Here is a 14588-nt window from a genome sequence, read left to right as displayed (position 1 = left end):
CCCGGGTCACGATGCGCCCCAGCCGCGGGACGACGGAGTCGAGGGCCAGTAGCCGGTCGCGGTGGGCGGAGCGGACGCGTGCGGTGGGCGCGGGGAGCTGCTGAGCAGTGCCCATGGAGCCGGTGTTCGCCTCCGGTGTCGATGCATCGACGATGCGGTGGACGGGGGCGCCCGCGGCTCCGAGCGGTGGACGGGTGCGTGTGCAGCGTGCCGGGGACGGGACCGTCAGTGCGCGGGGACCCGCTCCGGACGGATGCGCTCGGGAACGGGGACGAGCGCGTGGGTGATCGCGCTCGAGAGGGTGAAGGCGCTGGAGTCGAGGTGCGAGGAGTGCCCGAGTCGTGTCGCTTCGGAGGCGCGCTGCTTCGCTCCGGAGGCGGGCCGGATGTCTCCCGAGAGGCTGATCTCGCCGAACGCGGCGATCCCGGGCCGCAGCGGCGTGTAGGCGTGCGCGGAGGCGATGGCGACCGCGATCGCCAGGTCCGCCGCCGGCTCCATGAGCTTCACGCCGCCGACGGTCGACACGTAGACGTCGCAGCGCCGCAGGGGGATGCCCGCCTGCCGCTCGAGGACCGCGAGGATCATCGCGACCCGGGACGCGTCGACTCCGTTCGTGACGCGGCGGGGGTGCTCGCCGTCGTTCGCGATCACGAGCGCCTGGATCTCGACGGGGAGCGCGCGGCGTCCCTCCATCGCGACCGTGACGCAGATGCCCGGGGTGGGGAAGCGGGTGCGGCTGAGGAACAGACCGCTCGGGTCGGGGATCTCGGCGATGCCCTCGGCGGTCATCTCGAAGCAGCCGACCTCGTCCGTCGGGCCGAAGCGGTTCTTGAGCGAGCGGACGAAGCGCAGCGCCGTCTGCCGATCGCCCTCGAAGTGGCAGACCACGTCGACCAGGTGCTCGAGCAGGCGCGGCCCCGCGATGGAGCCGTCCTTCGTGACGTGTCCGACGAGCACGAGGGGGAGCGCCCGCTCCTTGCAGACGCGGATGAGGGTCGCGGCGACCTCGCGGACCTGGCTGGGACCGCCGGGCAGGCCGTCGACGGTGTCGCTCGCGACCGTCTGCACCGAGTCGACGATGAGCAGGTCCGGTCGGACCTCGTCGATCTGGCCGAGCACGGTGGCGAGGTCGGTCTCGGCCGCGAGGAAGAGGCTGTCGTGCATCGCGCCGGTGCGCTCGGCTCGCATGCGCACCTGCGCGGCCGACTCCTCCGCGCTGACGTAGAGGACCCGCTGGCCCTCGGCCGCGGCGCGGCTCGCGACCTCGAGCAGGAGGGTCGACTTGCCCACGCCGGGCTCTCCCGAGAGCAGCACGACCGCACCGGAGACGATCCCGCCGCCGAGCACGCGGTCGAGCTCGCCCACGCCGGTGGGGCGGTGCGCCGCCGACGTGGTCTCGATCTCGGTGATGGGCCGCGCGATGCGGCCGGCGGCCGGAGCCACAGCGGCGACCGCGCGGACGAGGCCGGTTCGCTCGGTGCTCTCGATCACGGAGCCCCACTGCTGGCACTCGCCGCAGCGGCCGACCCACTTCGCGGTCGTCCATCCGCACTCCGAGCAGCGGTACGGGGCGGTGCGCGTCTTCGAGGAGGCCATGAGGTCCTTTCGGGGCGAGGAGGGGGACGAGCGCGACGCTACGGGGGACCCCCGACACCGCCGCTCGTTCGAACGTGTCTTCGACAGTACCGTCGACCACTGACGCCGCGAGCGGGGCGCGCCAGGCCGGGGGAGAGGTCTCGTGGAAGCCGTCTGTGGAGGAGCGTCGTCGCGGAGGAGCGGAGGCGGAGGATCGCGCCTCGGAGAACGACTCCGCCCCGAGCGCCGCCCCGTCGGCGTCGGACGTCTGCGGGAGACTGGGGGACATGCCCTCGACAGTGCACGTCCTCAAGTCCGGCCGCCCGCTCGGAGTCAGCTGGTCCGGCCCCGAGGGCGCCGAGCGGGTCGTCGTCCTGGCGCATCCCGCTCCCGGCTCCTCGGACTTCGACCCCGACCCGGAGGCGACCGCGCGCCACGGGGTGCGCCTGCTCTCGTTCGACCGCCCGGGCTACGGCGCCTCCTCCCTCCTGACCGACCTCGACCCCGCCGGAGCGAGCGTCGGCGCCAGCCCCGAGCAGGCCGCCGCCGACATCGCCGAGTACCTCGCGACCGTCGGCATCGCCTCCGTCAGCGCCGCCGGCTGGTCGGCGGGAGGCCGCGTGGCCCTCGCGCTCGCCGCGAACTACCCCGGCCTCGTGGAGCGAGTCGCCGTGATCGGCACGCCCGCTCCCGACGACGCCGTGCCGTGGGTCGGCGACGAGAACCGCGCCGAGCTCGCCCGCCTGGCCGAGCTTCCGCTCGACGAGGCCGTCCGCTCGCTCACCCGCACGCTCGAGGGCGCCTTCGGCCCGACCCCCGCCCCGGACGCCCTGCTCGGGATGCTCGGCTCCGGCGACGCCGACACCGCGGTGCTCGAGACCCCCGGCGTCCGCGAGCGCCTCTCGCGCATGCTCGAGCGCGCCGTCGCCCAGGGCGCCCTCGGCATGGCCGCCGACCTCATCGGCTACGGGGTGCAGGACTGGGGCTTCGCCGTCGAGTCCGCCGAGCCGCCCGCGCTCCTCCTCTACGGCGCCGAGGACGCGGTCGCCGGCCGCCGCCACGCCGAGTGGTACGCCGCACGGCTGCCCGACTCCCGCCTCGAGGTCGTGCCCGGCCGCGGCCACCTGCTCGCGATCCCGGAGTGGGACCGCGTGCTCGGCTTCCTCCTCCCCGCCTGACGGCGGCCGGTCCGCTCGATTGGCGCGACTTCCGGCCGTCGCGTACACTCGACCCCGGTACCGTGTCCGAGCGGCCGAAGGAGCATGTCTCGAAAACATGTGTGGGCTTGCGTCCACCGTGGGTTCAAATCCCACCGGTACCGCCAACGAGAAGGCCCCCCGCTTCCACGGAAGCAGGGGGCCTTCGTCGTTTCCGGCGGCGTCCGGCGGGCGTGACGAGCGGGTCAGCCGGCGCGGAGCAGCCGGGACCGGCCGACGCGCAGGGCCCGGTACAGGCGCCTGACCGCGTGGTCGGCCTCGGCCGAGCCGACGTCCGAGAAGGAGCCCGCCCCGCCCCAGAGCCCGAGCGCGTCGGCGGCCGCCGCCCGCACCTCTCCGCGGGTCGTCGCTCCGGCGAACAGCTCGTCGAGCCGGTCCGCGGCGCGGGCCCGCTCGCCGTCCTGCTGTGACCGTGCGACCTCGCGCACCTCGGCGACGGCCGCCGCGATCTCGGCGAGCACAGCGGGGATCGTGCGGTCCATCCTCCTGAGCCTAGGAGCGGGAGCGCTGCGAGGCGGCGTGGGTCAGGAGCGTCGCCACGACTCCGACGAGCACGCCCAGCGCGGTCTCGAGCGCCCGGTCGCGCAGCAGCACGAGCTCGTCGACGGGATGCGCGAGCTCGACCATGAGGATCGCGAGCGGAGTGACGAAGGCGAGGGTCAGGCCGTAGTTGCGGCCGACGACGAGCTCGGCGGTCATCTGGAGGAGCACCACCACCACGATCACGGCGAGCGGGGAGAGCGGCAGGGCCAGGAGCGCGGCCGCGATCAGCACTCCGACGATCGTGCCGAGCATCCGGTGGCCCGCGCGCACGAGCCGGGCGCCGGCGTCAGCTCCCGAGACGGCTGCGACGGCGGAGATCATCGCCCAGTAGGGGTGGCCCAGGCCGGTCGCGGTCGGGATGGTGCCTGCCACCAGGACGACGGCCCCGAAGCGGAGCAGGGCGGCGCGCGTCGCCGGACGGGCCGCCGCCGCGCGGAACGAGGTGCGCCACGGCGTCGGGGCGAGGCGGCGTGCGCGGGGGAGCGCGAGACCGCTCAGGCCGACGACGAGCGAGAAGGCGGCGGAGCCCGCGGCGAGAGCGACGGCGAGCGGGATCCGCGAGGGCTCGGACGGGACGGACGCGCACGCCGTGACGGCGAACACCGGGAACAGCGGGCCGGGCGGGTGCCAGTGCAGGGCGTCGCTCAGGTAGGCGGCCGCGACGGTCACGGCGACCACGACGGGGATGATCAGCCAGTCGCGGTGAGGAGAGAGGGAGACAACGGTGCCGAGTGTCACGGTGGTGACGAGGAACGCGGCTGCCGACAGCTGCATCAGCAGGCGCGGCCGGTGCGTGTGCTGGCGACCGTAGAGGGCCGTGAAGGCGCCGAAGGTCGCGTAGAGGGCGAGATCGGTGCGGCCGAGCGCCCAGAGGACGAGCAGCGGGACGGCGATCGAGACGCCGGCGCGCAGGGCGACGCGATGGGCGCCGGCGTGCGGGCCGAAGGCGAGGAGCTCGCGGGGGTGGGGCAGAACGGGGGTGGCGGCCATCGGGTCCTCTGATCGGGGTCCGAGCGGCGGCGGCCGGAGGAGTGTTTCACGGGTGAAGCAGATATACTTTACGCGTGAATGACTCTGAAAGCCAGCCGGATGACGCGGTCGACGAGATCAGGGCGGGCTGGGCGGTGCTGCGGCCCGAGCTCGACACCTCCGCCGTCGACGTCGTCGGGCGGGTGATCCGCGCCTCCGCGCTGATCGTCCGGGCGACGGAGGAGCTGCTCGCCGCCCACGGGCTGACCCGCGGCGAGTTCGACGTGCTCTCCACGCTGCGTCGCGCCGGCGCTCCGCAGTCGCCGACGACCCTCCGGACGATCGCCCTCGCCTCCGCTCCCGCGATCACCAAGCGCGTGCACTCGCTGGAGCGGCGGGGCCTGGTGCGGCGCGCCGCGAACCCGGCGGACGGGCGCGGCTCGCTCATCACGCTGACTCGCGAGGGGGAGGAGCTGGTCGGCCGGGCCTTCCCCGAGGTGCTCGACGCCGAGCGGGCGCTGCTCTCGGGGGTGCCCGCCCATCTGCGGGCGGAGGCGTCGCGCTCGCTCCGCGCGGTGCTCGCGAGCGTCGAGGCGGCCGCGAGCCGGTGATGCGCGCGGGGACCGCGAGGCGGCGGGCGCTCGCTACCGTGGTCCCATGCGCCTGACCTCGAGCTTCACCGTGCCGACGCGGCCGCCGGTGCTGCAGCTGGTCAAGACGGCGGCGGCCACGGTCGTCACCTGGCTCCTCGCCGGCGTCGTCTTCCCGGGGACGCTGCCCGTCTTCGGCGCGATCGCCGCGCTCCTCGTCGTCGCGCCGAGCATCAACCAGTCGTTCTCCAAGGCCCTCGAGCGCTCGGTCGGCGTCATCATCGGCGTGATCGTCGGATCCGTGATCGGCACGGTGCTCGGCGGCGAGAGCATCATCGTTCTCCTCGCGATCGTGGCCGCGATCGCCGTCGGGTGGGCCGTGCGCCTGACCCCCGCCTCCGCGGTGCAGATCCCGATCAGCGCGATGCTCGTGCTCTCGGTGGGCGCGGTCACGCCGAACTACGCGCTCGACCGCATCCTCGAGACCCTCCTCGGCGCGGCGGTGGGAGTCGTCATCAACGTGCTCATCGTCCCTCCGGTCGTGCTGGCGCCGGCCGAGCGGGCGATCGGAGACCTCACCGCTCAGCTCGCCGCCGCCCTCGACGACCTCGGCGACGCCCTCCAGGCCCCCGTCCCGCGACGCCGGCTCGACGAGCTGCTCATCAACGCCCGGCTGCTGCAGACCATGCAGAGCAAGGCGGAGGAGGCGATCGCGACCGGCGAGGAGTCCCTCCGCCTCAACCCGCGCCGCTCCGCCCACCGCGACCGGCTACTGGCCCTCGACTCCGTCGTCCCGCGGCTGGGGCGCATCGTGACCCGGGTCCGCGGCATGACGCGGACCGTGCACGACCTCTACGACGACGAGCTCGTCGGGGAGCCGACGATCGCCGACATCGCCGTCCAGCTGCACCGGGCCGCCCACGATCTGCGGCTCCTCGTGCAGTCCTCGGTCGACGTTCCCGAGCCGGAGGCGATCACCGACGAGCTGCCCGCTCTCACCGCGCCGCTCGTGATCGCGACTCCGCACCCGCAGCACTGGATCCTGCTGGGGGCGCTCGCCGAGGACCTGCGGCGCATCCGCGAGGAGATCGTCGGCGCGGAGTCCTGACCGGCGGGCGCCGAGTGGCGTCGGCGGGAGGGCTGCTCTCGCGGGCGCTCGGCGTCTCGCGCCGCGCGACATGCGGCTCGTGGTGGCCTGCGGTGGTCAGCCGTCCTGCTCGCCGTCCTCCCTCGATCCGCCGCCCTCGACGAGCTCGCCGTCGCCCGGGTCGGGAGCGACCTGGTGCAGTGCCTCGGGATCGCTCGCCTCGGCGTGGAGGGTCTTGCCCTCGGCGATGAGGGAGTCGTCGTCCACGAGGATCCCGGCCAGCTCGGTGATGCGCCCCCGGAGAGCGCCGATCGGGTCCTCGGTGGGCGCGTCCTCCTCGGAATGGTCGACCTCCGAGTCGGGGTAGCGGCGGAGGGCGGCCTCGTCCCGGTCGGGCTGCGGCGCCCGCGCGTGCTCGACGCAGAGGCGGGCGACCTCCTCCGCGTGCGCGTGCATCACGGAGTGGGAGGCGTCGGGGATCTCCCAGGCCCGCGCATGCGGCATCGACCGGGCGATCTCCTCCGCCCACTCGCGCGGCACGAGCCGGTCGAACTCGCCGCGGATGACGAGGGCGGACGCGCGGATCCGGGGGACGGTCTCCTCGATCCGGTAGTGCATCATCTCGGGCAGCACACGGGAGAACCAGCGCGGTCCGCAGAGGAGGTAGGCGCCCGCGGCGAGGATCGCGACCTTGAGCGGCTCGCGGACGCTCGACTGGGCGAAGCGGAGCGCGGCGGTCGGGAGGCGGCGCTCGTGCCGGTTCATCACGGGTCCGAGCAGGACGATGGTGGTCAGCTCCGGACGGCGGGCGGCGAGCTCGGCCACCACCTGCGTCCCCATCGAGTGGCCGAGGACGACGGGATCGTCGAGGCCGAGCTCGTCGATGACGGCGCCGACCAGCTCGGCGTAGTCCCCGATGTCCATGCGCCGCGCGTCGATCGGGTGCGGCACGCCGCCGAAGCCCGGCAGGTCGAGAGCGTGCACCGGGCCGAACTCGTTGAGCGCGGGCGCGAGGCGCTCGAAGTAGGTGGCCGCGACTCCGATCCCCGGCACGAGGACGAACGTGCGCTCGCCGTCGCGCCCCACTGTGCTCACCCGCGCCCAGACGTCGCGGTGGTGCACGCGCTGGACCGAGACGTCGGTGCTGCGGGTGCGGCGGTGCGGATCCCGCCCCCGGGAGCGCGTGGTCGCGAAGACGTCGCGGACTCCGCGCCGCAGGGTCGTGGCGAGGGTGGGGAGGAGGTCGCTCGGGCGGAGCACGGGGCCTCCTTCGATCGGGGGAGTCGGTCGCTGCGAGCCTAGGCGCTCGCCGCCGGGCTCAGATCAGCATGTCGTCCGACCTGTGGAGGATCAGACGGGCCGGCCCGGTGTGGAGGACGCCGTTGGTCAGGGGGGCGGTCCGGACGCCGCCGCGCCTCCGCATCGCCCGGAACGCTCCGGGGGCGAGCACGACGTCCATCCAGGCGCAGGGGTTCGCCGGTCGTCCGCCCTGGAACTCGATCCGCTCCCCGCCCTGCTCGATCGCGAACGTACGGCCGGCGAGCGCATCGACGTCGGCGCCGCGGACGATGATGTTGCGGCGGGTGTCGGCGGGGTCGAAGGGCCCTGCGCCGAGCTCGGCGGCGATGTGCTCGAGGGTCTCGACCGCGAAGAGCGTGATCGCCGCGGGGCGGTGCGCGCGCTGGGCGAAGAAGCGGTCGCCGACGATGCCGAGGCCTGCGCGGATCTCGATCCGCTCGGGCTGCTCGTTGCCCTCGGACGGCACCGGGCCATCGGCGGGGCGGCCCTCGTAGCGGTGCAGCGGAGAGACGACGAAGCCCACGAGCTCGATCGCGGCGGCCTCCATGAGCCCACGGTACGCCGTGAGGGGGAGCAGCGGCGTCCGCCCGTCGGAGGCTCTGCGAGGCGCTCCGGGACACCGCGACGGAGCCTGGGTTCTCGTGGCTGCGGCGGCGTCGCGAGACGGAGTCGTCTGCGCCGCCGCCGCCGATTCGCGGAGGGGGCTCCCGGCATGTATAGTCGTACCTCGTTGCGTGCGCCTCTGGCCCACGCGATGGACTGCGCCCGTAGCTCAACGGATAGAGCATCTGACTACGGATCAGAAGGTTGGGGGTTCGAATCCCTCCGGGCGCACTCTGGTTGAGACAGAGCAGAACGGCCCGCTTCGGCGGGCCGTTCTCGTTTTAACAGTCGCTCGTTCCGGTGGCTGTCGGCGTCGGTCTCCCGAAGAGCGCGGGGCGACGGAACGGCCGGTCCTCCGTCTCGCAGGACGCCTCTTCGCGCCGTCGATGGCGCCGACCGTCTTCCGCCCGCATCCGCGATCAGTCCTCGCCCGCGCTCGCGGTCACTCCGCGCAGGCTCCGCGATCACCCGTCGCGAGCACGCCGCTCGGCTCTTCTCGCGCGCCGTTTCCTCCTCCACAGCGCCCATCTCGCGCCGTTCTCCACGGATGCAGCCGTACCGGCCGCGGTGACGTCGAACCGAGCAATACTCTCCTTCCGTGGGGCTGAACGGTCGCCGCCGACGCAGTGCGCTCGGTCGGCAGAGGAGAGGACATCGGATGAGTCGAACGGAACAGTCGGGGCAGGACGAGCGCGGACGACCCCGAGCGCGGACGGCGCGAGCGCTGGTCGGCACGACGGCGGGTTGCGTGCTCGTGAGCGGGCTGCTGGGCGGAGGCCTCGCGCCGCCGCCTGCCCTCGCCGCCGACGGTCCTCACACGACGATCGAGAACACCCTCCTGCAGGGAGGCGCGACGAACGCCGGCGTGACGACCGTCTCGGCCTGGGTCCAGAAGGGCGAGACGCTCCGGGTGGACCTCCACCCGCTCCAGGCGGGCTCGGGCGCCGGCGAGGGCGAGACCGGCGGCGGTACCGCCCGGGTGACGGCTCCGGGCGGAGCCGTCCTCGACGAGCAGGACTTCGCGCCCGGAGCGGCGCCCTCGGTCTCCGCCGGCGGCTCGTTCGTGGCGGACGAGACCGGCGTCTTCCAGATCCGGGTGTCCGACGACGACGTGACGGCGCCGGTGAACCTCGTCTGGAGCATCGGCGTCCAGGACGCGCGGGGCGCGGCGGTCGCGGGCCGGGTGTGGTCCGACTCCTATGCGATCCAGTCCGGGGCGAAGGAGTCCTACTCCTCGCCCGAGGAGCGGCGCTCGTCTTTCACGCTCCACGCCGTCACGGAGACGGGCGCCCGCTACGAGCTGGGGCTGCGCGGCTACGACGGGGTCGCCTCGACGGTCCAGGCCACGAACAAGGGCAACGTGAAGGCCGGGTCGTCCGATCCGTCCTACCTCTCGGTCCCCATGCCGCAGTCGAGCGAGGCGGGCGGGATCGGGGCTCAGTACGTGCAGGCGTCCGGACGCTCCGGGATCGACGGCCTGCAGACCTACAAGCTCTTCCTGGACCCGCCGTCGTCCGACCTGCCGGAGTCGATCGCTCCGGCCTACCGCGCGCCGACGATCGAGGGCCTCGCCTTCCGTCGGTCGACCGCGGGCTCCGACGCGGGCACGCTGACCGGCGTCCTGGGGACGCAGCCGGGCACCGTCGTCGTGGACGTCGATGCGGACGGGGACGGCTCCTACGACGGCGAGCGCGACGTGCACCTCACCCGGATCGCGGGGACGACCGGTCCCTTCTCGGTCGACTGGGACGGACGGGACGCGAAGGGCGGGACGGTCGACGTGACCGACCCCGACGTCACCTTCCGCGCCTCCATCGGCCGCACGAACGAGTTCCACTTCACGCGGGTCGACGCCGAGACGTCCGCCGGCGGCGTGTCCGTCGTGAGGTCGACCGGCGGCGGCGACGACCCGTCGATGGTCCACTGGGACGACTCGCTCCTCGCCGGATCGAACTCGGAGCGGTACTCCGGCACCTCCGCGGTGACGTCCGGCGACGGCGGCACCGACTCGTCCGGCGGGGTGCACCGCTGGGAGGGCGACGACTCCGGGCGGGGCCGCATCCCCAACGCCAACGACTCGGTGCACGGCTCCTACGGCGACCTGCGGGCGATCGACGACTGGGCCTACGGCTCGGACGGTGCGGTCGCGGTCGCACGCCTCGATCCGCTCGCGCCGCACGTGACCATCGCGAAGACCTCGTCGGTCGACTCCGCCACTCCGCTGCTCCGCGGCGCCCGCGTGCCCTACCGGGTGACGCTGACCTCGGACGGGACCGGGGACTACACCGACGCCGCCGTCATCGACTACCTCGACAAGGGCGTGCTCGACGACGCCGAGCTCGACTCCGGCTCCCTCCGCGCCTCGCAGGGCACGACCACGATCGATGCGGAGACGGGCCGCATCTCCTGGGCGGCCGGCAGCCTGCCGGTCGGGGCGACGGCCGAGCTGACCTTCGACGTGATCGTGACCGGCGAGGGGGACCGCGCGCTGACGAACACGGCCTGCCTCGCCGATGCGCCCTTCGCTCCCGCCTCGTCCGGCACGGGGACCGACGCGAACCCCTGCGCCACCGTCCCGCACGACATCGGCGAGGGGTCGCTCCTGATCCGGAAGACCGCGTCCCAGGCGAGCGCCGAGCACGGCGGCACGGCGGGCTTCGACATCGTCGTGGCGAACACCGGAACGGTCGACGCGACGGACGTGACCGTGACCGACGTCCCGACGCTCGACCACCTGCTCGAGGCGACCATCGAGAACGGCGCCGGAGGAACGCAGCCGGCCACGGAGCCCGTCACGGGTCTCGACATCCCCGCCGGCGGCCAGGTGTCGCTGCACGTCAGCGGCCGGGTCGCCGACGGGTACGACTCCGCGACCCTGCCCAACCGCGTCTCGATCACCCACCAGCCCGAGGGCTTCGACCCGCCGACGGTCGAGAACGCCTGCGCTGACGATGCGACGTCGTCCTGCGCCGAGATCTCGGTGCCGCCCGTCGAGGGAAGGCTCTCCATCGAGAAGACGGCGATCGGGAATCAGGTCGACCACGGCGGGCGTGCCGTGTTCCGGATCGTGGTCGCCAACGAGGGGGCTCGGCCGGCGGACGGGGTGACCCTCACCGACATCCCCGAGCTCGCGCACCTGAGCGACGTCACGATCTCCCGGGACGGCGGCCCGGCGTCGTCCGACCTGACTGTCGAGAACCTGTCTCTGGCCCCGGGAGCGTCGACGACGTTCACGGTGACCGGACGGGTCGCCGACGGCGTGGACGCGTGGACCATCCCCAACCGGGCGCGCCTGACCGAGGTCCCGGAGGGCTTCGATCCGACGACCGTCCTGCACCCGTGCGCGGACGACGGCGGAGCCAGCTGCGCCCAGGTGGCGGTGCCTCCGGTCGGACTCGTGCCGACGGTCCTCGCCTCGACGGGAGCGGCGGCCGGGCCCCTCGCGGCCGGAGCCGGCGCTCTGCTCCTGGCCGGCGGCGCCCTGACGGCGCTGCGCCGTCGCTCGACCCGCATCTCGTGAACCGGAGCCCGGGCCGCTGCAACGCGGCCCGGGCTCCCGGACCCTCTCCTCGAAAGGCACTACTGCATGACCGAGCACGGCCTCCCGTACCGCATCACCGAGCGCTTCCCTCTCCCCGATGGACGCGTCGGCGTCAGCACCTGGTGGTCCGCCGACCCGGAGCAGCTGGAGCAGCAGCTCCGCACGCGCTCCGGGCATCCGCATCCCGAGAGGGAGCCGGTCCGGAGACTGCACCTCGCGACCGCGACGATCGTGCTGATCGAGGAGCGGACCGCGGGAGGCTTCCGCCCGCTCGACCCCCACCTCCGAGCCCGCACCGATCCGCGCTGGCGCCGGGCTCTCCTGCGGTCGCGCAGGTCGGCCCGGCTCCGACGGGTCATCGGCCCGCGGGACCTGCCGAGGACGGATCCGCCGGTCGAGGTGTCACGGCACGTCGATCCGACACGTCGAGTGTGAAGGAGGCGGGCGGAGAGCTCGGCACCTGATGCGCGGTGAGGGTCTCCCCGCAAGGACGCCGTCGGGTCAGGCGGCTTCCTCGAGGTCGTCCTCGACTGCGACGGGCGCGTCGACCGGGGCGCACGGGGGAGCCGACTCGGCCGGGGGCGCCGAGGCCGCGATGCGCGAGCGCTCGAGCCCGGCGAGGAGCACGGCGAAGGCCTCCTCGAGCTCGGCGGTGTCGCGGAGCAGGACGCGTTCGCCGCTTGTCGGATCGAGGCGGACCGTCCGGTAGGCCGGGCGGGGGAGGTCGGAGACCAGGGTGATGATGCCGAGGACGACGCCGCTGCGGCGGGCGCGCGCGGTCCAGCGGTTGGCGTGGGTGCGGAGAAGGATCATGACCGGGGCCGTCCTCGGTGACGTGGTGCAGGAGCGGGGGAGGGGGGTGTCGCTGGCGGTGCGGGGATCCTCTCGAAGCTTGCTGCACGAAGGGCCTCCGCTTCCTGTGCTTGACAGCAGAGCCGAGCAGCGGTCACCGGCGCCGGGCGGCCGCCGCGGCGTGCAGGGCCCGCAGGAACTCGGGGACGACCGGGTTCCCGGTGTCGCGGGCGAGCACACCGATCTCACGGCTCGCGCCCGGATCGTCGATCGGGATCTCGCGGACGTCGTCGTCGACCGAGGACGGGCTCGGCGGCAGGATCGTGAGTCCGAGGCCGGCTGCCGCGAGTCCTCGGGCGGCGCGGTAGTCGCCGACCTCGAACGCCGGCACCGGGTCGCGGCCGTCCACGGCGAGCAGGCGCCGGGCCGACTCGTGGAGGCCGTAGCCGGGCGCCAGCATGATCAGGTCGAGGCCGCGGAGGTCCTCGACCGTGACCGAGCGCCGCGAGGCCAGCGGATGACGAGGGTCCACGACCGCGAGGAGAGGCTCCGAGTAGAGGGTCGTCGTTGTGGTGCCGGGCAGATCGGGCGGATCCGCGACGATCGCCAGCTCGGACTCGCCCTCCGCCACGGCCCGCAGGCAGAGCGCTCGGGAGCCGTGCCGGAGCCCGAAGCCGACCTGCGGCCAGCGGCGGCGGAACCGGCGGATCACATCCGGCACGAAGCTCTCCCCGAGGAGCGTCTGGAAGGCGAGGTCGATCCGGCCGTGCTCCACGTCGCCCGCCTGCCGCACCTCCGCGAGCCCGGCGCGGATCACCGACATGCCGTCCTGAGCGGCCTCGGCGAGACGGGTCCCCGCCTCTGTCAGCACCACCCCGCGGCCCTCCCGGCGGACCAGGGGAGTGCCGACCAGGGCGGACAGCCGGGCGAGCGACCGGCTCGCGGTCGGCTGCGGGATCCCGAGCTCGGCGGCCGCCGCCGTGACGCTCCCGGTCTGGGCGACCGCGACGAGCAGGGGCAGGAGGCGGAGGGTCGCGGGCCAGTCGTCGGACACGCCACCACCCTAGATCCGGACATGACCAGAACGCATGAACAGTACGAGAAGGGACATTAGTCATGCACCCAGAGGCGGTCTACCGTCGGAATCATGAGCACCGCCGCAGGCACCCGACCGATGTGCGCAGCGGCGCCCTTCTCGCAGCGGCGGCTGACCATCGCCCTCCTCGCCGCCGGAGTCGCGACCTTCGCCGAGCTCTACGCCGTGCAGAGCGTCCTCCCGCAGCTCGCGCGGGAGTGGGCCCTCGCCCCGTCCGACGCCGCGCTCACGGTCTCGGCCGCGACCCTCGGGCTGGCGCTCTCGGTGCTGCCGTGGGCCTCGGTGGCCGAGCGCATCGGACGGCTCGAATCCATGCGGATCGCGGTCCTCACGTCCGTGGTCCTGGCGCTGCTCGCCTGCGTCGCCCCGACCTTCGAGCTCCTGCTCGTCCTGCGCTTCCTGGGCGGAGCGGCACTGGGTGCCGTCCCGGCCCTCGCCGTCGCGGCGATCCACGACCGGGTCGGAGGCGCCGGAGCGACGGCCGCCGCGACGGCGTACGTCTCCGGGACCACGATCGGCGGTGCGGCCGGACGCCTGCTCGCCGGACCGCTCGCGGCGGCGCTCGGATGGCGCGGAGCCCTGCTCGTCGTGACGGCCGTCTGCGCGGCGGCGGCGATCGTCTTCGCGGTGCTCGCGCCCCGGGGCGGCGGCGCGCGCGAGGCGGCCCCCGGCGGCTGGCGAGGGAAGACGGCGCAGGTGCTCCGCGATCCGATGCTCGTCGCGATCGCGCTGCAGACGTTCCTCGCGGTCGGCGTGTTCGTCGCGGTCTACAACTACCTGGCGTTCCGGCTCGAGGCGCCGCCGTTCGCACTCGCGCCCGCGCTCGTCTCCCTCCTCTTCGCCGCCTACCTCGCGGGAACCGTCTCCTCCCGGCTCGCGGGGAGATGGGGACCGCGGATCGGTCCCCGCCTCGTCATGCGGATCGGCGTCGCCCTGATGATCGTCGGACTGCTGGTGATGCTCGCCGAGAACGTCGCCGTGGTGATCGCGGGACTCCTCGTCTTCACGGCCGGCTTCTTCGCCCTGCACGCGACCGGCGCCGCCTGGACGGGAGCGCGGGCGGCTCCGGCACTCCGCGGGCACGCCGGCGCGGTCTACACGATCGCCTTCTACGCGGGCTCGGCCGCCGGCGGCTGGCTCCTCGGCCTGGCCGTCGGAGCCGGTGGCTGGCCGGCCCTGACGGCGGTGACGATCGGCCTGCTGCTGGTCGGAGCGGGGATCGTCAGCCTCCCGTCCCGCACCACCGCGGCCGGGCGCTGAACCCCCGCCTCCGCCG

Annotated in this window: 13 protein-coding genes and 2 tRNA genes; 8 read left to right on the top strand and 7 right to left on the bottom strand. The window is 74.0% G+C overall.

What is annotated here, in order from left to right; translation table 11 throughout:
* Positions 1-225 precede the first annotated feature (225 nt).
* Positions 226-1596 carry a DNA repair protein RadA gene (radA, locus tag C5C59_RS10600; protein ID WP_104239282.1) on the bottom strand — a complete coding sequence of 457 codons (1371 nt, stop codon included), beginning with the start codon at positions 1594-1596 and terminating at the stop codon, positions 226-228.
* Between the two features lie 266 nt (positions 1597-1862).
* On the opposite strand from radA, the gene C5C59_RS10595 reads away from it, so the two are divergent.
* Positions 1863-2753, top strand: coding sequence for an alpha/beta fold hydrolase (locus tag C5C59_RS10595; protein WP_146082874.1), 891 nt, complete (start codon positions 1863-1865; stop codon positions 2751-2753).
* 56 nt (positions 2754-2809) lie between these two features.
* A tRNA-Ser gene (locus C5C59_RS10590) sits at positions 2810-2899 on the top strand.
* Positions 2900-2977: 78 nt separating this feature from the next.
* On the opposite strand, the gene C5C59_RS10585 is transcribed toward C5C59_RS10590, so the two are convergent.
* Together C5C59_RS10585 and C5C59_RS10580 are read right to left on the bottom strand one after the other, a co-directional pair.
* Positions 2978-3274, bottom strand: a complete 297-nt coding sequence (locus C5C59_RS10585; protein ID WP_104239284.1) for a hypothetical protein — start codon at positions 3272-3274, stop codon at positions 2978-2980.
* A 10-nt stretch (positions 3275-3284) separates the two neighbouring features.
* Entirely contained in the window at positions 3285-4325 is a 1041-nt protein-coding gene (locus C5C59_RS10580; RefSeq protein WP_104239285.1) for an FUSC family protein, read from the bottom strand.
* Between the two features lie 74 nt (positions 4326-4399).
* Here C5C59_RS10580 and C5C59_RS10575 point away from each other — a divergent pair, with 74 nt between their 5' ends.
* Together C5C59_RS10575 and C5C59_RS10570 are read left to right on the top strand one after the other, a co-directional pair.
* Positions 4400-4915, top strand: a complete 516-nt coding sequence (locus C5C59_RS10575; RefSeq protein WP_104239286.1) for a MarR family winged helix-turn-helix transcriptional regulator — start codon at positions 4400-4402, stop codon at positions 4913-4915.
* A gap of 46 nt (positions 4916-4961) precedes the next feature.
* Positions 4962-6002 (top strand): aromatic acid exporter family protein, encoded by a 1041-nt coding sequence (locus C5C59_RS10570; RefSeq protein ID WP_104225996.1) that lies wholly within the window; start codon positions 4962-4964, stop codon positions 6000-6002.
* 96 nt (positions 6003-6098) lie between these two features.
* Here the strand turns inward: C5C59_RS10570 and C5C59_RS10565 are convergent, their stop codons facing one another.
* Both C5C59_RS10565 and C5C59_RS10560 read right to left on the bottom strand, forming a co-directional pair.
* A complete protein-coding gene (locus C5C59_RS10565) occupies positions 6099-7241 on the bottom strand; it encodes an alpha/beta fold hydrolase (protein WP_104239287.1) in 1143 nt (380 codons plus the stop codon).
* 58 nt (positions 7242-7299) lie between these two features.
* Entirely contained in the window at positions 7300-7827 is a 528-nt protein-coding gene (locus C5C59_RS10560) for an MOSC domain-containing protein (protein ID WP_104225994.1), read from the bottom strand.
* A 214-nt stretch (positions 7828-8041) separates the two neighbouring features.
* Between C5C59_RS10560 and C5C59_RS10555 the strand changes: the two genes are divergently transcribed.
* The 3 genes from C5C59_RS10555 to C5C59_RS10545 all read left to right on the top strand — a co-directional run bounded on the left by C5C59_RS10555 (position 8042) and on the right by C5C59_RS10545 (position 11859).
* Positions 8042-8114 (top strand) — tRNA-Arg (locus tag C5C59_RS10555).
* Between the two features lie 427 nt (positions 8115-8541).
* Positions 8542-11403: a DUF11 domain-containing protein gene (locus tag C5C59_RS10550; protein ID WP_146082875.1), complete on the top strand. Its 2862-nt coding sequence runs from the start codon at positions 8542-8544 to the stop codon at positions 11401-11403.
* 66 nt (positions 11404-11469) lie between these two features.
* Positions 11470-11859, top strand: coding sequence for a hypothetical protein (locus tag C5C59_RS10545; RefSeq protein ID WP_104239289.1), 390 nt, complete (start codon positions 11470-11472; stop codon positions 11857-11859).
* A 66-nt stretch (positions 11860-11925) separates the two neighbouring features.
* Here the strand turns inward: C5C59_RS10545 and C5C59_RS10540 are convergent, their stop codons facing one another.
* Entirely contained in the window at positions 11926-12237 is a 312-nt protein-coding gene (locus tag C5C59_RS10540) for a hypothetical protein (RefSeq protein ID WP_104239290.1), read from the bottom strand.
* A gap of 133 nt (positions 12238-12370) precedes the next feature.
* On the bottom strand, positions 12371-13270 hold the full coding sequence (locus C5C59_RS10535) for a LysR family transcriptional regulator (RefSeq protein ID WP_104239291.1): 900 nt from the start codon (positions 13268-13270) through the stop codon (positions 12371-12373).
* Between the two features lie 93 nt (positions 13271-13363).
* On the opposite strand from C5C59_RS10535, the gene C5C59_RS10530 reads away from it, so the two are divergent.
* Positions 13364-14572, top strand: coding sequence for an MFS transporter (locus C5C59_RS10530; protein WP_104239292.1), 1209 nt, complete (start codon positions 13364-13366; stop codon positions 14570-14572).
* Positions 14573-14588: the final 16 nt, after the last annotated feature.

Origin of the sequence: Rathayibacter sp. AY1F4 (assembly GCF_002931775.1) — a bacterium.
Lineage (GTDB): Bacteria > Actinomycetota > Actinomycetes > Actinomycetales > Microbacteriaceae > Rathayibacter.
The sequence above is the reverse complement of the archived record's forward strand: the minus strand, read 5'-3'. Positions and strand labels throughout refer to the sequence as shown.

Coding starts and splice junctions, on each gene's coding strand:
- C5C59_RS10595 (WP_146082874.1), top strand. CDS start 1,863: ATGCCCTCGACAGTGCACGTCCTCAAGTCCGGCCGCCCGCTCGGAGTC.
- radA (WP_104239282.1), bottom strand. CDS start 1,596: ATGGCCTCCTCGAAGACGCGCACCGCCCCGTACCGCTGCTCGGAGTGC.
- C5C59_RS10530 (WP_104239292.1), top strand. CDS start 13,364: ATGAGCACCGCCGCAGGCACCCGACCGATGTGCGCAGCGGCGCCCTTC.
- C5C59_RS10580 (WP_104239285.1), bottom strand. CDS start 4,325: ATGGCCGCCACCCCCGTTCTGCCCCACCCCCGCGAGCTCCTCGCCTTC.
- C5C59_RS10540 (WP_104239290.1), bottom strand. CDS start 12,237: ATGATCCTTCTCCGCACCCACGCCAACCGCTGGACCGCGCGCGCCCGC.
- C5C59_RS10585 (WP_104239284.1), bottom strand. CDS start 3,274: ATGGACCGCACGATCCCCGCTGTGCTCGCCGAGATCGCGGCGGCCGTC.
- C5C59_RS10545 (WP_104239289.1), top strand. CDS start 11,470: ATGACCGAGCACGGCCTCCCGTACCGCATCACCGAGCGCTTCCCTCTC.
- C5C59_RS10550 (WP_146082875.1), top strand. CDS start 8,542: ATGAGTCGAACGGAACAGTCGGGGCAGGACGAGCGCGGACGACCCCGA.
- C5C59_RS10570 (WP_104225996.1), top strand. CDS start 4,962: ATGCGCCTGACCTCGAGCTTCACCGTGCCGACGCGGCCGCCGGTGCTG.
- C5C59_RS10560 (WP_104225994.1), bottom strand. CDS start 7,827: ATGGAGGCCGCCGCGATCGAGCTCGTGGGCTTCGTCGTCTCTCCGCTG.